Origin of the sequence: Aeromonas sp. ASNIH7 (genome assembly GCF_002903485.1) — a bacterium.
Classification (GTDB): Bacteria; Pseudomonadota; Gammaproteobacteria; order Enterobacterales; family Aeromonadaceae; genus Aeromonas; species Aeromonas caviae.
The window spans coordinates 3,013,107-3,032,500 of record NZ_CP026226.1; the positions used below are offsets into that span (position 1 = coordinate 3,013,107).

Genomic DNA, 19,394 nt, shown 5'->3' on the forward strand with positions numbered 1-19,394 from the left:
AGTCGTGTCAGGATTTTCGTCCCTTGCCGCCCTTGTTGCCCGCGAGGGCCTGCTTTCTGGCCTTCTGCTTCTGGGCGCCCTTGCTGGCGCGGCGCGGCTCGGGGTCGAAGCGGGTGAGATCCGGCTCAAAGCCCGGGAACCACTGCTGGGGCAGGCGGGTATCGAGCACGGCTTCGACTTTTTCCAGCAGGGGGGCGTCTTCCGGGCTGAACAGGGTGATGGCGAGCCCCTTGTTGCCGGCGCGGCCGGTGCGCCCGATGCGATGGACGTAATCCTCGGGCTGATGGGGGAACTCCAGATTGATCACATGGTTGAGATCCGTGATATCGAGGCCGCGGGCCGCCACGTCGGTGGCGACCAGCGCCTGCAAGGTGCCTGCGCGAAACGCCAGCAGCACGTTTTCCCGCGCGCTCTGTGACAGATCCCCGTGGAAGGCCAGCGCATTGATGCCCCCCTTGCCAAGCTGCTGGGCCAGCTTGTCGGCCCCCTGGCGAGTGCGGCTGAAGATCAGCGCCGGCGCCCAGCCCTTCACGGTCAGCATGTGTTGGACCAGCGCCAGCTTGCGATCGCTGTCCACCGCATAGACCCGCTGCTCCACCTCGGCCGCCGTGGTGTTGCGCGGTGCCACTTCCACCAGCGCCGGGTCGCGCAGCAGTACCTTGCAGAGGGCAAAGAGGTTGTCATCGCAGGTGGCCGAGAACAGCAGGGTCTGGCGATCCGCCGGGATTTGCTTCAACAGCGCCTGGATCTCGTCCATAAAGCCCATGTCGAGCATCCTGTCCGCCTCGTCAAACACCAGATGGCGCAGTTCTGCCAGCGTGAGCGTCCCCTGGCGCAGGTGATCGAGCAGGCGGCCCGGGGTGGCGATGAGGATATCCACCCCGGCGTTCAGCGCCTCCACCTGTGCGGCGATGCTCACCCCGCCGTAGACCAGCGTGCTGGTGAGAGTGGTGCCCCTGGCGTAGCGCGTGACGCTCTCATGTACCTGCACCGCCAGCTCGCGGGTCGGCACCAGCACCAGTGCACGGATCGGGCGGGATTCCCCTTGCGGCTGCGCCAGCAACTGCTCCAGCAGCGGCAGCACGAAGGCGGCGGTCTTGCCGGTGCCGGTCTGGGCGCCCGCCATCAGATCCCGCCCCGCGAGGATCAGGGGGATGGCGCTGGCCTGCACCGGGGTGGGGGCGGCGTAGCCAAGCTCGGTCAGGGTTTGCTGCAAGCGGGGGGAGAGGGCCAGTTCGGCGAAAGAGGCAATGGACATAGGGCACCAGTATGGGGTTATCCCGCCCCGTGGCCGGGGCGGAAACAATCAGCGTGGCCGGGATGGTAACAGATAGCAGGGGAGCGGCAGAAGCCGGGGCGCTCAGGGGGCTGAATTGTCACCCGGATCGCGGACAAGGCGGATGGTTTGCCCCTGGTAATAGGCGATATTGCGCTTGCCGTGCTGCTTGACGTGATAGAGCAGGTCGTCGGCCAGTTGCACCGCCTCGGCCACCGTCAGGTAATCGCGAATGCGGGTTACTCCGGCGGAGAAGGTGATGGGGGCGGGCAGCTCGGGGATGCGCAATGGCCGCTCCAGCAGGCGGGCGGCGGAGTGATGCATCATGTTGTCATCGTCCATCCCCTTGAACAGCACGATGAACTCTTCCCCGCCCCAGCGAATGGCGACATCGCCCTTGCGGATATTGGTCTTGAGGTGATTGGCGAAGGCGACGAGCGCCAGGTCACCCACCCCGTGACCATGGGTGTCGTTGACGGACTTGAAGTTGTCGATGTCGAGGATCATCAGGTAGTCGTGCTCCCGCAGCAGCGCCTGATTGAGGATGTCACGGCGTGGCAGCCGGGTCAGGTGGTCGGTCTGGGCCAGGATGCGCAGACGGGTAACCAGGCTGCGCCCCGTCAGCATGATCAGCAGCAGGGCGATGAGATAGAGCTTGAAGGCCGCCCCGTAGAGCACGGACCGGATGAAACCGCCGTAACTGTATGACCACTTGAGGTAGAGATCATTGCCTGCCTGAGTGCGCATCAGCGGCGTGCTCAGGCAGAGGTGGAACGGGCGGCAGGGCTCGACCTCTTCAAAGGAGAGGACGGTCCGGGTCGGATTGAGGCTCTCGAAGGGGTGCAGCACATCCTTGAACGCCCGGTCGACGGCGATGTCGATGCCCTTGAGCTCATAGCGGTAGTCCTTGATGGCGGGCTCGTAATAGACGAAGGGGAAGTAGAGGGTGATGGTATTCAGTCCGGTGAAGGTGTCGGTGTAGATCTCGGATACCCAGGCTTCATCCGTGCTGCAGGGGACATGGGTGGCCGCGAAAAAGGCGCAACCGAAAAAGTGGGTCCAGGGCTCGATGTCATTGAGGTCGGTGTTGACCGGGAGCAGCTGGCTCGGCAGCATCCCCTTGTTGGCGACCATGCCAAGCAGGCGGCGATCGTCATAGAAGGCGTAGAGGTTGAGGACCTCGGGGTTGGAGATGACGTACAGGTAGGCGAGGAGCATCTGGTTGGCCGGGGGCAACACGGGAATGACCGCCAGGCGCTTCAGGGTGGGGAGATCATAGCCATAGGCATAGGCCGTCGCATCCCCGTTCTCGCTGAAGATGGGCATCTTGATGCTGCTGTTGTCGATGAAGGCGGCCAGTTTCTCTGGCGCCAGGATGCGAGCCCGCTGATAGAACACCTCGAACAGGTTGGGCTGCTTGGCGGTGATGAGCGCCATGTCGTGCCTGATGACGAAGTAGGTGTAGTTGCACACCAATCCGAGCCCCATCAGGGCCAGGCAGAGCCAGCCAAGCCGGGTGAGCCATCGACGGGGGAGGAAACGCAGCAGTGAGGCGGCCATGGCGTGAACGCTTCCGTGGTGACAGAGGCCTTTTTTGTAACTGATTTTGCCGGGCATCACCAGATGAAGTTGGTGGGTCGTCACCCGGCATGCGCAAGAATGAGCCAACAATATCAAAAAGATAGACGATGAGGCGTCATTCGATGTCAGGCAGGGGAAAGGGGTGGCGACTGAAACAAGAGGGCATGGCGCCCTCTTGTGTGGACTGTGACGGGCGCCTTAGCGAGCCTGGTATTTCGGCGAGCGGGGGCCATGGAGGATGCCGTTGGGCATGTCGGCACTGAGCAGCCTGACGCTGGTGATACCGGCGATTTCATGACCCTTGTCGGTAAGGGTGTTGGCAATCTGATTGACCACCGCCACCACCAGCATGCCGATGAGGCCGCCCCCGAATTGCCCTGCTGCTCGGCACTGCTGGCGCTGGCACTGCCTTCCCACAGCAGCTTGCCGGTGCGCAGATCCACCAGGCGGGCACTGGCGGTGACCACTGTCTCGCTGGAGATGACCAGATAGCTGGTGCCGTACTCCTTGATGTCGAGGTAGAGGGCGGTATCGGCTCCGTAGATCTCGTGGAGCTTCTTGATGGGCAGCGCCTGGATGTCGGCGGGCTCGGTCACGCCGTTCTGCCGGAACGTCTCGTTGGTGACCGCTACCGGCAGCACGTAATAGCCGGACTCGGCGAGCGGATAGGTGATCTGGGATTGCAGGCTGGGGCCCGCCTTGATGTCCGGCGAGTGATTCACCGGCGGCAGCACCAGAATGGAGGTCGGTCTGCTCTCCTTGAAGTTGCTGTAGTCGTAACCGGGGCCCTGTGCACAGCCGCCCAGGAGGAGGGCGCCCAGCGTGAGGGCAAGGAGGGTGCGCAGGGTCATTGGGTCTCTCCCTTCTTGTTGGACATCAGGAAGTTCATGAAGGGGGCCGATTCGGGGAAGAGGCGCTTCTCGGTTTCGAACTGCTCGCGAGTCTGGGCATCCTTGCCGAGCTGGGCGTACAGCATGCCGAGGTGAGCGTGAAAGCCCGGTGGCACAGCCTGCCCCTTGGCGCTCGCTTCTTGCTGGTTTTTCTCCAGTGCATCGATCTGCGCTTCGACCCCGGTGTCGTCACCCTGCATGTGCTGGTAAACCACTCCCTGATATTGATCCCAGTTGTAGAGCGTCTGCGGCCCCTGGGCGCAGGCGCTCAGCAGCAGGCCGCTGACCAGCAACAGGGAAGGACGGAACCGCGTCATCTCGTCTCTCCTCATTGGACCGGGCGCCAGGCACCGGTCTCGATGCCGTTCACCAGATTGTTGACGGCCTCGCGGATGGCGAGATCCAGCACCTTGCCGTTCAGGGTGGAGTCGTAGCTGGCGGTGCCGCCGAAGCCGACGATCTCGCGGTTGGAGAGTTCGTACTCCCCGGCACCCTGGGAAGAGAAGACCACTTCCGAGGTGGTGACGTTGACGATGTTCAGGTTGACCTTGGCATAGGCGATCTGTGACTTGCCACGACCCAGGATGCCAAACAGCTGATGATCACCGACTTCCTTGCGACCAAACTCGGTGACGTCGCCGGTGACCACGTAGTCGGCGCCCTTGAGTTGCTGAGCCTGTTGCTTGATCCCGGCTTCGGCCTGGATCTCCGCCATGTTGTCGCGATCCAGCACGCTGAAGCGGCCGGTCTGCTGCAGGTGGGTGAGCAGCACGGTTTTCGCCTGGTTGCCCAGCCGGTCCACGCCGTCGGAGAAGATGCCACGCATGTAGCTGGAACGGTTGTCGAACTTGCCGACGGCGATGGGGCTGCGTGCGCCCTGATAGTGGCTCTGATAGGAGGCAACCTTGGGTACCTCCAGGGTGCGCGACGACTCGCTCGCACAGGCTGTCAGCAAGCCCGCCATCAGGATGACACTGGATGAAACAACAAACTTCTTCATGTAAGGCCCCGTTATCAAAGGAAAAAACAGCGGCGGACTCTAACATGGTTCGTTGCGAAGAAAGTGCCCCGTATGGGGGGCATACCCGCTCAATCCCTGTGCGTTTGACAGGGGGGCGGAGGGCTGGGTCTGCTGCAGGGGCTGGAACACCTCCTCCAGGGCTGCCACCAGGGCGCGCATGCGGCCCGTCTTCTGCACATCCGGGTGCAGCACCATCCAGATGTCGATGGGATCGTGCTGGTCAGGCAGCAGGCGCACCAGGGCGGGATCCTCCTCGGCGAGGAAGGTGGAGAGCAGGGCGATGCCGAGCCCCTGCCGGGCGGCGGCCATCAGCACCAGCTGGGCATTGCTCTGCAGGACCACGTTGGGTTCGTGGAGCGGTTCGCCGCACAGACTCAGCCAGTGACGGGCCACCAGCTCTTTGGGAAAGAGCAGCAGGTCGTGCTCTTGCAGTGCCTGACCCGAACGGGGCGTGCCCCGTCTGGCCAGGTAGTCGGGAGAGGCGTAGAGCCCCATCTTGATGGTGGCGAGCCGTTTGACCACGAGATCTCCCTGCTCGGGACGCACGCTGCGAATGGCGAGATCCGCCTCCTGATTGGGGATGTCGCTCACGCTGACGGCGGTCAGCAACTTGAGGCGGATACCGGGGTGGCGCTGGCGCAGCAGGGTGAACGCGGGCAGCACGAAGCCCTGGGCCAGGGTATCCGTGGTGGCGATGCAAAGCTCCCCTTCCAGCTCCCCCAAGCTCGCGGTGCGCATCATGGCCAGGGCCGCCTGCGCCATGGCCTCGGCCTGGGGCAGCAGCGCTTCCCCCAGAGGGCTGGGGCGATAGTGTCTTGGGGTGCGGATAAACAGCTTGGCCCCCAGCTGCTGCTCGAGCAGGGTGATCCGCCGCCCGACGGTGGCCTGATCCACCCCGAGCTCGAGTCCGGCCTGCCGCAGACTGCCCCGCCGTGCCAGGGCCAGGAAGAAGCGGGCATCGTCCCAGTTGATCATGCTTGCTCCTCACTCAAGCAGAACGCCCGATTGGCGCCGCAATATTAGATGCCAGCGGGGATGGCAGCACAAGGGGATAGACCGGGTCCGGTGCGTGCCTGCGGCTCCCCGGCCAAGGGCGCGTGCCACCCCGACGTGATGCAGGATTGAGTCGGCGTGATGCAGAACTGCCGCAGTCCGGAGTGGGCGGGATCGCTATGATGTCGCTCCCGATTGCGGTTTCATTCGTCTGCCACTGGAGTGTCCATGTCTGTCTCAAGCGTCCCGGCTTGCGAGCCAGGTCAGGTTGTCCATCCTCGTCTACGCTGGTTTCTCTCCCTCGCCCTGATGTCGGCCCTGCTCAACAGCAGCGTGCCTACCCCGCTCTATCCCCATTACCAGGCGGCGCTGGCTCTGAGCGATCTCGGCCTCAGCCTCATCTATGGCGGCTATGCGGGGGGCGTGCTCATCGCCTTGTTCGGGGTGGGCAACCTGGCAGGACGAGTGGCGGATCTGCGCACCCTGATCCTGCCTGCCCTGGTGGCGGTCGGGGGCGGGGCCCTACTCTTCTCCCTGGCCGACAGCTTCTGGGCCCTTTTGCTGGCGCGGCTGCTGGCCGGGATTGGCACGGGCAGCCTGACCGGCGCCGCCAATGTGGCGCTGCTGCGTTTTGGCCCCAGGGATGGGGGCAAGCGGGCGGCGCTTAGCGCCACATTGTCTTTCACCGCCGGGCTGGCCCTTGGCCCCGTGTTCAGCGGGCTGGCGCTGCAGCAGGATCTCTACCCGACCACGCTGCCGTTTTTGCTGATCCTGGGGATGGCGGCCTGCGCCATCGGGGGCTGGTGTTGAGCTGGCCCAAAGGGGTGAGGGCGACGGAGGCCGCCCCGAGCGGGCAGGGGGGCGGATCCCTGGGGGAGGGGCTCAGGGCCACGGGGGCCGGGTTCTTCCTCTGCGCTCTGGCGCTCTTCACCGCCTGGGCGGTGGCGGCCAGCTTGCTGGCCATGGGTCCCAAGGTGGTGAGCGAGATGCTGGGCATGACGGATCTGGGGCTGTTCGGCTATCTCGTCGCGGCCTATCTGGTCTTCTCCGGGCTTTGCCAGCTCTGGGCCCGTCGCCTCGATGCCCGCCATACCCTGCAAAGTGGCGTGCTGACCCTGGCGCTGTGCGTGCTGCTCTTTGCCGGGGCCGTTCACGGCCTGCCCAGCTGGCTGGCGGGACTCGGGCTGCTGGTGGCGGGCTATGCCCAGGGGGCCGTGTTCGTGGGCAGTGCAACCCTGATCAATCGCATCGCGCCCCCGGCCAGCCACGCGCGGCTGCTCTCCCTCTTCTATGTGATCGCCTATGTGGCGAACTGGGTACCCGTGTTGCTGGGCTGGGTGAGCGACGGGGCCGGTCTTGGCGTCGCGCTGGATCTGCTCTTCGTCGGCAGCACCCTGACAAGCCTGGGGCTGGCCTGGGCGGTGTCTCGGCGGCGCTTCGAACCCGCTGTGTGACAAGGCATCACCCATCGACCAGGACGACGCTCCCGGCATCCAGGTGGTGCATCCACTCCCGCAGGATCAGCAGGGCGGCGGCGATGCGCTTCTCCCTCGGCAACTGAGCCGATGCCAGGGGATCCCCCTCCACCATGGCGGCAAGCTGGCCGAACAACCGCTCTATGTTTTCCCGGCTCTGCACCCGGTTGCCGAGCACCTCGGCCAGGGGCTCCGGGCTTTGCAGGTGCAGCACGGGGTGGGGCGGGATCCGTGCCGCGAGGGGCATCAGCACATCCTCCACCACCATGATGGCCTGCTCAAGCTCCAGGGGCGTCGGCGGATCCCGGCGAAAGGGCCCCGGGGTCAGAGCATCGAGCCCCAGTGTCAATGCAAATGTCTGGCTGGTGCCATCGGCCGCGGTGAGCGCGACCTGGCTTCGGGTATTGCCCAGGCTCAGCAAAATGGTGTCGTGATGCTCTCTGGTCATCTGGTGTGCTCCCGGCGTTGGATGCCCCATGGATACACCCGCACGGGGCGGATTGGCGAGTCATTTCGCCCCCCATTCGGGCATCAGGGGTTGCATAGATTCCCATGAGTGGCAATCTGGACGTCCAAACGTCTTTAAAGGAGCCCTGACATGGATATTCGTATCGTCCCCCGCGCCCTCGTGCTCGCCCTCTCTCTGGTGGGGGCTAGTGCCCTTGCCAACGAGGCCCTGGTGTTCCAGACCGACTTCGGTCTCAAGGATGGCGCCGTCTCGGCCATGAAGGGGGTCGCCTTCGGGGTGGACCGCACCCTGCCGCTCCATGACCTGACCCACGAGATCCCGGCCTACAACATCTGGGAAGCCTCCTACCGCCTCTATCAGACCCTGCAATACTGGCCCGCGGGCACCGTCTTCGTCAGCGTGGTGGACCCCGGTGTCGGCACCGAACGCAAGTCGGTGGTACTCAAGACCAGGAGCGGCCACTACATCGTCAGCCCGGACAACGGCACCCTGACCCTGGTGGCGGAGCACTTCGGCATCGAGGCGGTGCGCCAGATAGACGAGAAGACCAACCGCCTCAAGGGCTCCGAGAAGTCCTACACCTTCCACGGCCGCGACGTCTACGCCTACACCGGCGCGCGCCTCGCCTCCGGTGCCATCAGCTTCGAGCAGGTGGGGCCCCTGCTGCCCGCCGAGGTGGTGACCATCCCCTATCAGCCCGCGGTGGCCGAGCAAGACGGTACCCTCAAGGGCACCATTCCGATCCTGGACGTGCAGTACGGCAACGTCTGGACCAATATCGACGACAGCCTGCTGACCAAGGCGGGTATCCACAAGGGGGACAACGCCTGCATCAGGATCAGCGAAGGGGATGCGCTGAAATACGAGGGCAAGGCTCCCTACGTCAGCAGCTTTGGCGATGTGCCGGAGGGCCAGCCCCTGGTCTACCTCAACAGCCTGTTGCAGGTGTCGGTGGCGCTTAACATGGACAGCTTCGCCGCCAAACATCAGGTGCAATCCGGCGCCAACTGGCATATCAGCCTGAAGAAGTGCGGCTAGAGGCTGCCAGCTGTCAGCGGGTGCTTCCGGTACAAACGGGCATAGCAGTCTGAAGAAGTGCGGATAGGGTTCAACCCTTCTGTCGGCGACATGTCTTTCGGGGCGGTGGGACTCCTGTCCACCGCCCCTTCTCTTTGGCGGTGGCGTCTTGCCGGGCCAGCCAGTTATCTCATCATTTGTCATCCTCGTTTAATAAAGCGCTGCCATGCTGTGGCCGGACGCCGTGATGACGCAATGATTGCGCCGAGATAACAAGGAAAAGCCGATGAGCCGTTTTGACGAGAGAGACAGTGCCAACCACCCCCGCGATCAGGAGCCGGCGTTCAACCGCCTCATCGAGGCGGTCCTGAGCCGCCGTGGCTTCCTCAAAGGGGTGGGCGCCGCCAGCATGGTGGCCTTCTTCGCCGCGAGCCCCGTGGCCCAGGCCGTGGCCGCCGCCACCCGGCCGCTGCTTGGCTTCCAGGCCGTGCCCGCCTCGGTGGCCGACACCATAGTGGTGCCGACCGGCTACAAGGCCGAGGTGCTGATCGCCTGGGGAGATGCCCTCTTCCCCGATGCCCCCGCCTTTGCCCAGGGCAATGACGCCAAGGCCCAGGCACGCCAGTTTGGCGACAACAACGACGGCATGAGCTTCTTCTCCCTGGGCCCGGATCGCGCCCTGCTCGCCGTCAACAACGAATACACCAACTACGAATACCTGTTTGAAGATGGTGGCAAGACCCTCAGTGCAGAGGCTGTCGCCAAGGCCCAGGCGGCCCACGGGGTTTCCCTGGTGGAGCTGGTGCGCATCGATGGCAAGTGGCAGGCCAACCCCAGGGGGGCCCTCAACCGCCGTATCACCGCCACGACCCCCATGACATTGAGCGGCCCGGCGGCGGGCCATGCCCTGCTCAAGACCCAGGCCGATCCCGAGGGGCGCACCGCCCTTGGCACCTTCAACAACTGCGCCAATGGCCAGACCCCCTGGGGGACCTACCTCACCTGCGAGGAGAACTTCAACGGCTACTTCGGCAGCGAGGGCAAGCCGGTGCTGGACCAGCGCGCCGCCCGCTACGGCCTGGCCGCCGAGGATGCAGGCTTTGGCTGGCACAAATTTGACGAGCGGTTCGATCTCGCGAAGCATCCCCAGGAGCCGCACCGCTTCGGCTGGGTGGTGGAAATCGATCCCCGCGATCCCGCCTCCACCCCGAAGAAGCGTACCGCCCTTGGCCGCTTCAAGCATGAGAATGCGGCCTTCACCGTCAACCAGGATGGCCGCGCCGTGGTCTACCTCGGCGATGACGAGCGGGGGGAGCACATCTACCGCTTCGTCTCGAAGAACAAGGTGGCGCCGGGCAATGACCCCGCCAACCGGGATCTGCTGGACGAGGGCACCCTCTATGTGGCCCGCTTCGAGGCGAGGGAGGGGGAGCTCAAGGGCACCGGCCAGTGGCTGCCCCTGGTACACGGCGAGCATGGTCTGACCCGGGAGAACGGCTTCGCCGATCAGGGGGAGGTGCTCATCTTCGCCCGGGAAGCGGCGACCCGGCTCGGTGCCACCACCATGGACAGGCCCGAGTGGGTGGCCGTGCATCCCCACAGGGCCGAGGTCTACTGCACCCTGACCAACAACAAGAACCGCGGCCTCAAGGAGAACCAACCTCTCGATGGCGCCAACCCCAGGGCCGAGAACCCCTATGGCCAGATCATCCGCTGGCGCCCGATGGGGGACGCTCACGGGAGCGACAGCTTCGAGTGGGATCTCTTCCTGCTGGCGGGCAACCCTGGCGTGCACAAGGAGGGGCTGATGGCGGGCAGTGCCAACATCCATCCGGACAACATGTTCAACAGCCCGGACGGCATCGGCTTCGACGAGGCGGGGCGGCTCTGGATCCAGACCGACGGCGACTACTCCAACGAGAAGCAGTTTGCCGGCATGGGCAACAACCAGATGCTGTGCGCCGATCCCGCGAGCGGCGAGGTGCGCCGCTTCCTGACCGGCCCTGTGGCCTGCGAAATAACGGGCCTCACCTTCACGCCTGACTGGCGCACTCTGTTCGTCGGGGTGCAGCACCCGGGTGAGGAGGGGGCGCCCTCCCATTTCCCGGACGGCGGCACCGCCATTCCCCGCTCCGCTGTGTTGCGGATCACCCGGGACGATGGCGGCATCATCGGCGCCTGATGGCCCGGGGTAACCGACTGGCCCGTGATGACAAAAGCCGCCTTCGGGCGGCTTTTTTTGTGGGTGTGGCGGGCGGGAGACAAAAAAAGACCGGGTACGGGACCCGGTCAAAGAACCCGCGCATTCAGGGAAGAAGTGCGGGCGTTCAGGCTTGGTGGCGGGGCCGGGCATCGGCCCCCGATCCGGTGTCGGGGTGAGTGGCGTCACCCCGGCGTCAATGCGGGCTATTCGCGCTCCAGTGCGTGGATGGGATCCAGCCTGGCGGCCCGGCGGGCCGGGGCGAAGCCGAATATTACCCCGATCAGGCTGGCGCAAAGGCAGGCCACCCCCATGGCGGCAAGGGAGTAGCTCATCCGGACGCCGCTGCTGAAGTGGTCGAACAGTTGGCCCAGCACCAGGGAGAGGGCGATGCCGAGCACGCCCCCCAGCAGGCAGATCAGCACGGCTTCAATGAGGAACTGCTGCTGGATATCCCGGGTCCGGGCGCCGACCGCCATCCGCACCCCTATCTCCCGGGTGCGCTCGGTGACCGAGACCAGCATGATGTTCATCACCCCTATGCCCCCGACGATCAGGGAAATGAGGGCGATGAGAGCGATCAGCGTGGTCAGGGTGGCGCTGGTCTGGCTGATGGTCTGGCGGATGCTGTCGGTGTTGAGCAGGAAGAAGTCCTGGCTGCCGTGGCGCAGGGTGAGCAGGCGGCTGATGCCATCCTGGGCGGCGTCCAGGCTCACCTCGTCCCGCACCCGCACACTGATGCTGCGCAGATGGCTCTGCCCCAGCAGGCGGCTCATGGCGGTGGTATGAGGGATCCAGACGTTGAGGGTCTCGTCGCTGCCAAAGCCGCTCTGGTTCTTGATGGCGACCCCGATCACCCGGCAGGGCAGATCCCCCAGCAGGATCACCTGGCCCAGGGGGGACTGGGTCGGGGCGAACAGCTTGTCCCGGGTGTGCTCGTCGATCACCACCTCCTGGGCCAGGCTCTCCTCGCTCTGGCGATCAAAGCCCATGCCCTGGGCCAGGCGATAGCCCCTGACCTGGAAGAACTGGGCGCCGACGCCGTTGATGGTGCCGGAGACGGCGGTGCTGCCAAGGCGCAGGGTGGCGCTGGTGCTGAGGCTGGGGGTGACGCTGTGCACGTAGTCCAGCCGGGCGATGGCCTCGGCGTCCCCGATCCGCAACGTCTGTATGGTAGCGGAGCGCATGTCCCCGAAGCCGCGGCCGGGGAACACCTCCAGGGTGCTGGTGCCCATGGCGTTGATGTTCTCCAGCACCCGCTCCCGGGAGCCCTGGCCGAGGGCCACCACGGTCACCACCGAGGCGATACCTATGATGATGCCGAGCATGGTGAGAAAGGTGCGCAGACGCTGGGCAACCATGGCCTTGAGGGCCATCTGCAGGGCATTCCCGAGCCCCGCCATCCGCGGGGTCTTCCCCCTGGCGGACGTCTTGGTGGCGGCCTGGGTCGCCTGGGGAAGGGCCTGTGGCTCGCGCGTGCGGCGATCGGCGATCACCCGGCCATCTTTCAGTTCGATGATCCGCTCGGCGTGGCGGGCGATGTCCATGTCGTGGGTGACGATCACCAGGGTGTGGCCCTGGCGATGCAGAGCTTGAAGGCTCGCCATCACCTCGGCGCCGCTCTGGCTGTCGAGGGCCCCGGTCGGCTCGTCGGCCAGGATCACCTCGCCGCCGTTGATGAGGGCCCGGGCGATGCTGACCCGCTGCTGCTGGCCGCCGGAGAGCTGGCTTGGCTTGTGTTCGAGCCGGCTGGCGAGGCCGAAGCGGGTCAGCAGGGCCTCGGCCCGCTGGCGTCGCTCGGCCGGATCCAGACCGGCGTAGAGGGCGGGCACTTCCACATTGGTGCGGGCATCGAGATCCGCCAGCAGGTGATAACGCTGGAAAATGAAGCCGAAGTGCTCCCGGCGCAGGGCGGCGAGCTCGTCCCGGCTGAGGGTGGCAGTGTCGCGCCCGGCCACCAGATAGGCCCCCTCGCTCGGCTGATCCAGGCAGCCCAGCAGGTTCATCAGGGTGGATTTGCCGGAGCCCGAAGCGCCGACGATGGCCACCATCTCTCCACGGGCGATCGCCAGATCGATGCCATCGAGCACGGTGACGGTGCGCTCACCCTCTTTGAAGTGGCGGCGGATGCCCCGCAGTTGCAACAAGGCGCCCATGGTCACATCCCCATGGGGGGCGGCATGCCCCCGGCGGCGTTGCTCTGGCCTGCGCTCACTTCGCTGACGATGACCCGCTCACCGGCGCTCAGGCCCGACAGGATCTGGGCATCCACCTTGTTGTTCAGGCCGACCTTGACCCGGCGCAGGCTGATCCGGCCTCCGTCGTCGATCACCCTGACCTGATCCCCCTGCAGGGCGATGGCCGGGATCACCAGCGCATCTTTGAGCCGGGCGACCACCAGATAGACCTGGGCCGTCATGCTGATCCTGAGCTGACCGTCCTGGTTGGGCACCTCGAACAGGCCGTGATAATAGATGGCGCTGCTGTCGCTGCTGCTGGTGGTGGTGTCGTCGTCATTGATGGTGTCGGGGGCGGGCTCGATGGCCCGCAGGGATCCCTCGAAGCGGCGCTGGCTGTTGCCAAGAATGGTGAAATAGACCGGCATGCCGACCCGGACGTTGATGACGTCGGCCTCGGAGATCCTGGCCTCCACCGTCATGGTGTCGAGCTGGGCAATCTTGAGCAGGGTAGGGGTGCTCTGGCTGGCGTTGAGGGTCTGCCCCTCCTCCACCGGCATGGCCACCACGGTACCGGAGAGGGGGGCCAGGATCCGGGTATACCCCAGGTTGACCCGGGCTGTGTCCACCGCGATCTCGGCCTGCACCCGCTGGGCGTTGAGGGCCCGGATATCGGCCAGGGTCTCGTCCAGGGTCGCCTTGGCGCTGTCATGGTCGGCCGTGCTGCCAAGGCCTCTTGCGACGATCTGCTGCTGGCGCTGGTATGCGAGGCGAGCATTGCGAAGGGTGGCCTCTTTGGAATCCAGCTGGGCCTGGAGGTTGTCGCGCTGGGCCAGGGCATCCTTGAGGGCGTTCTGCTGGGGCAGATCGTCTATCTCGACCAGCAGCTCCCCCTGTTTGACCTCCTGCCCCAGAGTCACGTGCAGTTTCTTGATCTGGCCCGACACCTGGGCGCCCACGCTCACCTGCTTGCGCGCCTTCAGGGTGCCGTCCGCCATGATGAGCTGCTCCAGATCCCGGGTCTTTGCGCTGGCGGTGATGTAGTCGCTGGCGGGTGCCTTGGCCTGGGGGCGCCAGGCCAGCAACAGGGCGAGGGCGCACAGGGGCAGCAGCCAGAAGAGACGAGGGGAGAACGTGGGCATGACAACCTGTATCCTGAATGACGATCACGGCGGCACTCTACCCCAGAGCCGGGTTAAGGCTCTTTGCGCCAAGCGTAAGGGTTTCGTAAAAATGGCTGCCAAGTGCGTGGCAAGCGGCGAAAATGGCCGCCGACAAGGGAGACCGCATATGAAGATCCTGCTGGTGGATGACGATGCCGAACTGGGCGCCATGTTGAGTGAATACCTGGGGGGAGAGGGGTTTGATACCACCCAGGTGCTGACCGGAGGGGAAGGTGTTCACCATGCCCTCTCCGGCCGTTACAGCGCCCTGCTGCTGGATGTGATGCTGCCCGACTTGAGCGGCACCGAGGTGCTGCGCCAGGTGCGCCAGCGCAGCCGCCTGCCGATCATCATGCTGACCGCCAAGGGGGACAACGTGGATCGAGTGGTGGGACTGGAGATGGGGGCCGATGACTATGTGCCCAAACCCTGCTACCCCAGGGAGCTGGTGGCCCGGCTGCGGGCCGTTCTGCGGCGGGTCAACGAGGGGGGGAGCGCAACCCCCTCGCCGGATGCCCTCATCCTGGGGGATCTGACGGTCACCCCGGCCAACCGGGTCTGTCTCTGGCAGGGGGAGCCGCTGGAGCTGACCGCCACCGAGTTCAACATGCTGGTGTTGCTGGTGCGAGCACCGGAGCAGGTGGTCACCAAGGACACCCTCTCCCTGCAAGGGGTAGGGCGCCCGAGGGAGGCCTATGATCGCAGCGTCGATGTGCACATCTGCAACCTGAGGCAGAAACTGCAGCAAAAAGCGGGGGAGGCCGTCACCATAGAGACGGTGCGCAGCATAGGGTACAAGATACGGTGATCCTCAAGGGACGTTTGTTCTGGAAGATTCTGCTGGGGTTTTGGCTGGCCATCGTGCTGGTCAGCCAACTGCTCTGGCTCGGTTTTCGTGCCGAGCGTGACCCCCCGGAAGAGCACCTGGCCCAGCAGTTGGCGAGCCAGCATCTGGAGATGGCGGCAGCCGTGCTGGCAAAGGGGGGAATCGAGGCTGCGACGGCATTGAGCCAGGCCATGTCGCCGCCGTTGCTGCAGATAACACTCCTCGATGTCTCCGATGCGCCTCCCCGGCCAGCGCCCCGGGCATCCAGGTTGACAGCCTCCGGGGAACCTGGCCCGGGCAGCGTGCTGACACGCACCGTGATTGCCAGCGACGGGCAGACCTATCTGCTGCAGACCAGAGCGGACCCGCGCGTCCTCCCCGGCGGGCCGGCCCCCGGCCCCCTCTCCTGGCTCAACATTCCTCCGCCCATGCTCTGGATTGGCGGCCTGGGGGGACTCTTGTTCAGCATTCTGTTCGCCTGGCACCTGACCCGGCCCATGAACGCCCTGCGGCGCAGCTTCGATCGGGTAGCCAGGGGGGATCTGGGGGTCAGACTCTGGCCCGCTCTGCGCTGGCGCCGGGACGAGCTGACGGAGGTGGCGAAGGAGTTCGATCTCATGGTGGAGCGGTTGCAGCAGTTGGTCGAGGGGCGCGAGCAACTGCTTCACGACGTCTCCCACGAACTGCGATCCCCCCTGGCCCGCATCCAGATGGCCATCGGCCTGGCGGAGCAGCGCCCAGAGAAGGCGAGCGACGCCCTGGCGCGGATCCGGCTCGAGACGGAGCGGATGGACAGGATGATAGGGGAGCTGCTGACCCTCTCCCGTGCCGAGCAGGGCCACGGGCTTGAGCAGAGCCACTACGACCTGCTGGCGCTGGTGGAGACGGTTGTCCAGGATGCCAGGTTCGAAGCCCAGCAATCCGGAGTCGAGATAGGGCTCGAGGCGGCGCTGGGGGAGGGTTGTCTCCTGCTGGGGCATGCCGAGCTGGTGCGCCGCGCCGTGGAGAACGTGGTGCGCAACGCCCTGCGTTTCTCGCAGTCGGGCCAGATGGTGAATGTTCGCGTGCTGCGCCTGGGCCAGGAGGTGCAGCTCTCCATCGCCGATCGGGGGCCCGGGGTGGAGGAGGGGAAGCTGGCGGGGATCTTCGACCCCTTCGTACGCATCGGCTCACCCCGCATGGGCAAGGGCTACGGGCTCGGGCTCGCCATCGCCCGCAAGGCGGTGATTCTACAGGGCGGTACCATCCAGGCGCGCAATCGCGCACAGGGGGGGCTGAGAGTGACCATGACGCTGCCCCTGTATGACCCGTCCTGAGGTACGCGGCTCAGACCTGAGTGGGGTAAAACCCCGGTAATGAAAGAGGGGGCCAAGGCCCCCTGCTCGTATCTGTTCCACCGTGCGATTCAGCGCAGCGCCGCTGGCGGCGGCACCTCGGTGTAGCGCCCGTCTATTTCTCGCAGGTAGTAGTGACCCTCCCTGACGTAATAGCGGCGGCCATCCAGATCCAGGGGGATGAGCCCTGTCTCTGCCACCACCAGGACCTGAGGAGGTGGGGAGACCACCACATAGTGGTTCTCCTGCCGACGGTAGAAGATGCCGTCGAGCACATAGTAGGTGAGCCCGGCCAGCAGCAAGGTTTCCACCCCTCCCGGCAGCCGGTCGACGCGGTGGCCGAAGCCGGGACCAGCCCCATGGCCGTACTGCGGGGCAGGGCTCTCCCATCCGCCCGGTCTGCTCATGTTCCCCGGACCCGCCATGGCGGGCAGGGCGATGGCCATGGCAAGCAGCCAGAGTGAAGGGCGGTGCAGACTCATCTCACTGCCCCTTGAGCGGTGCACCGGCGGGCTGGGGTTTGAGTGGCTGGGGCGGCAGTTCGCGCACGCTGACCGTGACCTCATAGCGGGTATCCGGCTTGGCGGCATCAATGTTTTTGGACAGCGCCTGGACCAGGACCTGGGGATCCGCACCCTGCTTGCTGGCGTGATAGAGCACTGAGGGGGGCGGTGTCATGGGGCCTCCCTGGCGGGCGCCCATCGGGGGCGGCATCTCGCCGGCATGAAGGAGCGTGGTGCCCAGCAGAAGGGCAAGGGCGACAGGATAGCGTGACATGATGATGACTCCATTGATGGGAACGCCCCCATCAAACGCGACGCGTGCGCCCGGCTCAACCACCTTTACACCCTCTTTTCGCCCTCTTTACAGTTGTGACAACGGGCGCCGTGGCGCCCGTTGTGTGTCGTGAACCGCTCGCCGGATCAAAACTCGTTGGAGAGCGCCTTGTAACCCCTGACCAGGTCGATATTGGTGTGAGCCACATCCTCGGAGAACTCGGTGGCGTCCACGGTGACGCGCGGGATCTGCGCCAGATCGCTCTGCTGGTTGATGCGGGTGGTGGAGGGGACATAGAAGCCGGGGGGAATATCGCAGCCATCGACCACGGAGTTGTGGCGCACCACGGACCCTTCGCCGATGTGGCAGTTGAACAACACGCTGTTGAAGCCGATGAAGACCCGGTTACCCACTTCGCAGGGGCCGTGGACGATGCTGCGGTGGGCGATGGAGCTGAACTCGCCGATGGTGACGGCAGCGCCGGATTTGGAGTGGATGACGACGCCATCCTGAATGTTGGAGTTGGCGCCGATGACGATGGGTTCCATGTCACCACTCTCGTCCACTTCGTCTGCGCGGATCACGGCATAGGGGCCGACAAACACGTTCTCCTTGATGATCACCTTGCCACAGATGATGGCGGTCTTGTCGATATAGGCGGATTCGTCGATAACGGGCAGGTGACCTGAGGGATTCTTGCGGATCATGTTACGTCCTGTTGCTGATGAAATCGGGGAAACGTGGCGCGTCATGAAGGCCCGCCGGAGAGCCAGCTTACGCCTCTGATCCGGCAGGGGAAACCTTTTACTGGTCTGACCCACAGTGAGTAAGGCCATTTTGAGCGATTGTTCTTTGACTCCCTGTTATGGGAGCATGAGGGCGCAAAATGGGGCGCCACCGGGTGCAAAGAGATGAGGGGGAACGAGAGATGAAGCAGGTCATGGTATGGCTGGTGGGGTCGCTGTTGTGGATCTCCGCCGCCCAGGGCAAGGGCCATGCGGGGGAGTTTGACTATTACGCCATGGCACTCTCCTGGTCGCCCGAGCATTGCGCCATCAAGCCAGGGGATCGGGAGCAGTGCGCCCGCAAGCTGGGGTTCGTGCTGCATGGGCTCTGGCCCCAGTATCAGCGCGGCTACCCCGCCAGCTGCACCCGCGAGCGGTTGGATGCGGATATGGAGCAGCAGTTTGCCGGGCTCTACCCCAGCCGCTTCCTCTATCGCCATGAATGGGAGAAGCACGGCACCTGTTCCGGGCTGAGCCAGGAGGCATTTCACCAATTGGCCAGCGATCTGCGCCAGAAGGTGAAGATCCCGGCCGCCTATCAATCGCCGGAAGAGCCGCTGCGCAAAAACAGCTTCCAGCTCAAGGCCGATCTGTCGAGCGCCAACGAGTGGCTGGCCCCCGATAACATCACGGTGGCCTGCGCTGATGGGGGCCGCTTCCTGCGGGAGATCTACATCTGCATCAACAAGCAGGGGACGGATGCTGTTCCCTGCTCCGACGAGATGCAGAAGCGGGAGCGCCGCTCCTGTGGCCAGCCGGACTTCCTGCTGCGCAGCGTGCGTTGACACTTCACGTTCGGGCCCTTCGCGGGCCCGATGTGCCATGAACCTCAAGGAGCCTGATGGATGAAAGCGAAGACAGGATGTCTGGCCGGGAACTGGACAGGCGATATGGCCAGACGACGTGTCAGCACGTCAGGTGCGCTATGCCGACTCAACCCGCCTCTGGCGCACAGGCAGACTCACCATCAGAAACAGGAAACCATCATATGACGCTCTTTGCTGAACTGGGGATGCGCTATCCCGTCATTCAGGCCCCCATGGCGGGCGTGCAGGACAGCGCCCTGGCGATGGCGGCGACCAGTGCGGGGGCACTGGGCTCCCTGCCTGCCGCCATGCTGAGTGGTGCCGATCTGCGCAAGGAGCTGAGTCGCCTCGCCGCCAGCGGGCCGGGCCCATACAACATCAACTTCTTTTGCCATCGGCAGCAGGAGCCGGAACCAGCAGCGGAGCAGCGCTGGCGCCAGGTACTGTTACCCTATTACGCCGAGTTCGGGGTGGATGCCGCTGCGCCGTCGCGAGCCCCCTCTCGGGCCCCCTTCAATGACGAGCATGCGGCCCTGCTTGCAGAGTTCAGACCTGCCGTGGTCAGTTTCCACTTCGGCTTGCCCGAGCCCGAATTGCTTGCCCA

The 19,394-nt window shown here is 65.1% G+C and carries 18 protein-coding genes and 2 pseudogenes (1 of these 20 only partly in view); 7 read left to right on the plus strand and 13 right to left on the minus strand.

Annotated features, from left to right (window positions below; all coding sequences use genetic code 11):
* Positions 1 to 7: 7 nt before the first annotated feature.
* The 7 genes and pseudogenes from C2U47_RS14195 to C2U47_RS14220 all read right to left on the minus strand — a co-directional run bounded on the left by C2U47_RS14195 (position 8) and on the right by C2U47_RS14220 (position 5,743).
* Positions 8 to 1,258 (minus strand): DEAD/DEAH box helicase, encoded by a 1,251-nt coding sequence (locus C2U47_RS14195; protein WP_069784920.1) that lies wholly within the window; start codon positions 1,256 to 1,258, stop codon positions 8 to 10.
* 102 nt (positions 1,259 to 1,360) lie between these two features.
* Positions 1,361 to 2,836, minus strand: coding sequence for a GGDEF domain-containing protein (locus C2U47_RS14200; protein WP_069784919.1), 1,476 nt, complete (start codon positions 2,834 to 2,836; stop codon positions 1,361 to 1,363).
* A 219-nt stretch (positions 2,837 to 3,055) separates the two neighbouring features.
* Positions 3,056 to 3,208 carry a GNA1162 family protein gene (locus tag C2U47_RS23325; protein ID WP_233735896.1) on the minus strand — a complete coding sequence of 51 codons (153 nt, stop codon included), beginning with the start codon at positions 3,206 to 3,208 and terminating at the stop codon, positions 3,056 to 3,058.
* Between the two features lie 71 nt (positions 3,209 to 3,279).
* Positions 3,280 to 3,708: pseudogene (locus tag C2U47_RS14205) on the minus strand (GNA1162 family protein); the annotation flags it as partial.
* A complete protein-coding gene (locus tag C2U47_RS14210) occupies positions 3,705 to 4,064 on the minus strand; it encodes a DUF4810 domain-containing protein (RefSeq protein WP_080944194.1) in 360 nt (119 codons plus the stop codon). The gene C2U47_RS14210 and the pseudogene C2U47_RS14205, both read right to left, overlap by 4 nt.
* An 11-nt stretch (positions 4,065 to 4,075) precedes the next feature.
* A complete protein-coding gene (locus C2U47_RS14215; RefSeq protein ID WP_045523438.1) occupies positions 4,076 to 4,747 on the minus strand; it encodes a CsgG/HfaB family protein in 672 nt (223 codons plus the stop codon).
* 39 nt (positions 4,748 to 4,786) lie between these two features.
* Positions 4,787 to 5,743: a LysR family transcriptional regulator gene (locus C2U47_RS14220; protein WP_103261704.1), complete on the minus strand. Its 957-nt coding sequence runs from the start codon at positions 5,741 to 5,743 to the stop codon at positions 4,787 to 4,789.
* A 246-nt stretch (positions 5,744 to 5,989) separates the two neighbouring features.
* Here C2U47_RS14220 and C2U47_RS23630 point away from each other — a divergent pair.
* Positions 5,990 to 7,215 (plus strand): annotated as a pseudogene (locus C2U47_RS23630) (MFS transporter).
* A 7-nt stretch (positions 7,216 to 7,222) separates the two neighbouring features.
* Here the strand turns inward: C2U47_RS23630 and C2U47_RS14230 are convergent.
* On the minus strand, positions 7,223 to 7,684 hold the full coding sequence (locus C2U47_RS14230; RefSeq protein WP_045523445.1) for a hypothetical protein: 462 nt from the start codon (positions 7,682 to 7,684) through the stop codon (positions 7,223 to 7,225).
* Between the two features lie 150 nt (positions 7,685 to 7,834).
* Here C2U47_RS14230 and C2U47_RS14235 point away from each other — a divergent pair, with 150 nt between their 5' ends.
* The gene (locus C2U47_RS14235) at positions 7,835 to 8,743 is read left to right on the plus strand and encodes an SAM hydrolase/SAM-dependent halogenase family protein (protein WP_039041304.1); all 909 of its coding nucleotides are present in this window, start codon (positions 7,835 to 7,837) and stop codon (positions 8,741 to 8,743) included.
* A gap of 265 nt (positions 8,744 to 9,008) precedes the next feature.
* Positions 9,009 to 10,904, plus strand: coding sequence for a PhoX family protein (locus C2U47_RS14240; protein ID WP_049637032.1), 1,896 nt, complete (start codon positions 9,009 to 9,011; stop codon positions 10,902 to 10,904).
* Positions 10,905 to 11,128: 224 nt separating this feature from the next.
* Here C2U47_RS14240 and C2U47_RS14245 read toward each other — a convergent pair whose 3' ends face one another.
* Together C2U47_RS14245 and C2U47_RS14250 are read right to left on the minus strand one after the other, a co-directional pair.
* Complete coding sequence (locus C2U47_RS14245; protein ID WP_045523449.1) at positions 11,129 to 13,078, minus strand: MacB family efflux pump subunit; 1,950 nt, start codon at positions 13,076 to 13,078, stop codon at positions 11,129 to 11,131.
* 2 nt (positions 13,079 to 13,080) lie between these two features.
* On the minus strand, positions 13,081 to 14,241 hold the full coding sequence (locus C2U47_RS14250) for an efflux RND transporter periplasmic adaptor subunit (RefSeq protein ID WP_045523451.1): 1,161 nt from the start codon (positions 14,239 to 14,241) through the stop codon (positions 13,081 to 13,083).
* 148 nt (positions 14,242 to 14,389) lie between these two features.
* Here C2U47_RS14250 and C2U47_RS14255 point away from each other — a divergent pair, with 148 nt between their 5' ends.
* Together C2U47_RS14255 and C2U47_RS14260 are read left to right on the plus strand one after the other, a co-directional pair.
* Positions 14,390 to 15,070 carry a response regulator transcription factor gene (locus C2U47_RS14255; RefSeq protein WP_010672948.1) on the plus strand — a complete coding sequence of 227 codons (681 nt, stop codon included), beginning with the start codon at positions 14,390 to 14,392 and terminating at the stop codon, positions 15,068 to 15,070.
* A 14-nt stretch (positions 15,071 to 15,084) separates the two neighbouring features.
* Entirely contained in the window at positions 15,085 to 16,404 is a 1,320-nt protein-coding gene (locus C2U47_RS14260; RefSeq protein ID WP_202608037.1) for a HAMP domain-containing sensor histidine kinase, read from the plus strand.
* An 89-nt stretch (positions 16,405 to 16,493) separates the two neighbouring features.
* On the opposite strand, the gene C2U47_RS14265 is transcribed toward C2U47_RS14260, so the two are convergent.
* The 3 genes from C2U47_RS14265 to C2U47_RS14275 all read right to left on the minus strand — a co-directional run bounded on the left by C2U47_RS14265 (position 16,494) and on the right by C2U47_RS14275 (position 17,906).
* Entirely contained in the window at positions 16,494 to 16,904 is a 411-nt protein-coding gene (locus tag C2U47_RS14265) for a DUF6515 family protein (RefSeq protein ID WP_043155330.1), read from the minus strand.
* A 1-nt stretch (position 16,905) separates the two neighbouring features.
* Positions 16,906 to 17,199, minus strand: coding sequence for a hypothetical protein (locus C2U47_RS14270; RefSeq protein ID WP_041214573.1), 294 nt, complete (start codon positions 17,197 to 17,199; stop codon positions 16,906 to 16,908).
* Positions 17,200 to 17,345: 146 nt separating this feature from the next.
* Positions 17,346 to 17,906: a gamma carbonic anhydrase family protein gene (locus C2U47_RS14275; protein ID WP_010672952.1), complete on the minus strand. Its 561-nt coding sequence runs from the start codon at positions 17,904 to 17,906 to the stop codon at positions 17,346 to 17,348.
* 221 nt (positions 17,907 to 18,127) lie between these two features.
* Between C2U47_RS14275 and C2U47_RS14280 the strand changes: the two genes are divergently transcribed.
* Together C2U47_RS14280 and C2U47_RS14285 are read left to right on the plus strand one after the other, a co-directional pair.
* Positions 18,128 to 18,769, plus strand: a complete 642-nt coding sequence (locus C2U47_RS14280; protein WP_043155327.1) for a ribonuclease T2 family protein — start codon at positions 18,128 to 18,130, stop codon at positions 18,767 to 18,769.
* Between the two features lie 203 nt (positions 18,770 to 18,972).
* On the plus strand, positions 18,973 to 19,394 hold the 5' portion of the coding sequence (locus C2U47_RS14285; protein WP_043155325.1) for an NAD(P)H-dependent flavin oxidoreductase. The gene runs 625 nt beyond the window's last position; 422 of the gene's 1,047 nt are visible here — the first part of the coding sequence; its start codon is at positions 18,973 to 18,975; its stop codon lies off the right edge, out of view.

What these genes read in the sequence shown, in the direction of transcription:
- C2U47_RS14230 (WP_045523445.1), bottom strand. Translation starts at nt 7,684, where the DNA reads ATGACCAGAGAGCATCACGACACCATTTTGCTGAGCCTGGGCAATACC.
- C2U47_RS23325 (WP_233735896.1), bottom strand. Translation starts at nt 3,208, where the DNA reads ATGCTGGTGGTGGCGGTGGTCAATCAGATTGCCAACACCCTTACCGAC.
- C2U47_RS14210 (WP_080944194.1), bottom strand. Translation starts at nt 4,064, where the DNA reads ATGACGCGGTTCCGTCCTTCCCTGTTGCTGGTCAGCGGCCTGCTGCTG.
- C2U47_RS14280 (WP_043155327.1), top strand. Translation starts at nt 18,128, where the DNA reads ATGAAGCAGGTCATGGTATGGCTGGTGGGGTCGCTGTTGTGGATCTCC.
- C2U47_RS14240 (WP_049637032.1), top strand. Translation starts at nt 9,009, where the DNA reads ATGAGCCGTTTTGACGAGAGAGACAGTGCCAACCACCCCCGCGATCAG.
- C2U47_RS14215 (WP_045523438.1), bottom strand. Translation starts at nt 4,747, where the DNA reads ATGAAGAAGTTTGTTGTTTCATCCAGTGTCATCCTGATGGCGGGCTTG.
- C2U47_RS14245 (WP_045523449.1), bottom strand. Translation starts at nt 13,078, where the DNA reads ATGGGCGCCTTGTTGCAACTGCGGGGCATCCGCCGCCACTTCAAAGAG.
- C2U47_RS14220 (WP_103261704.1), bottom strand. Translation starts at nt 5,743, where the DNA reads ATGATCAACTGGGACGATGCCCGCTTCTTCCTGGCCCTGGCACGGCGG.
- C2U47_RS14200 (WP_069784919.1), bottom strand. Translation starts at nt 2,836, where the DNA reads ATGGCCGCCTCACTGCTGCGTTTCCTCCCCCGTCGATGGCTCACCCGG.
- C2U47_RS14195 (WP_069784920.1), bottom strand. Translation starts at nt 1,258, where the DNA reads ATGTCCATTGCCTCTTTCGCCGAACTGGCCCTCTCCCCCCGCTTGCAG.
- C2U47_RS14275 (WP_010672952.1), bottom strand. Translation starts at nt 17,906, where the DNA reads ATGATCCGCAAGAATCCCTCAGGTCACCTGCCCGTTATCGACGAATCC.
- C2U47_RS14255 (WP_010672948.1), top strand. Translation starts at nt 14,390, where the DNA reads ATGAAGATCCTGCTGGTGGATGACGATGCCGAACTGGGCGCCATGTTG.
- C2U47_RS14265 (WP_043155330.1), bottom strand. Translation starts at nt 16,904, where the DNA reads ATGAGTCTGCACCGCCCTTCACTCTGGCTGCTTGCCATGGCCATCGCC.
- C2U47_RS14250 (WP_045523451.1), bottom strand. Translation starts at nt 14,241, where the DNA reads ATGCCCACGTTCTCCCCTCGTCTCTTCTGGCTGCTGCCCCTGTGCGCC.
- C2U47_RS14270 (WP_041214573.1), bottom strand. Translation starts at nt 17,199, where the DNA reads ATGTCACGCTATCCTGTCGCCCTTGCCCTTCTGCTGGGCACCACGCTC.
- C2U47_RS14235 (WP_039041304.1), top strand. Translation starts at nt 7,835, where the DNA reads ATGGATATTCGTATCGTCCCCCGCGCCCTCGTGCTCGCCCTCTCTCTG.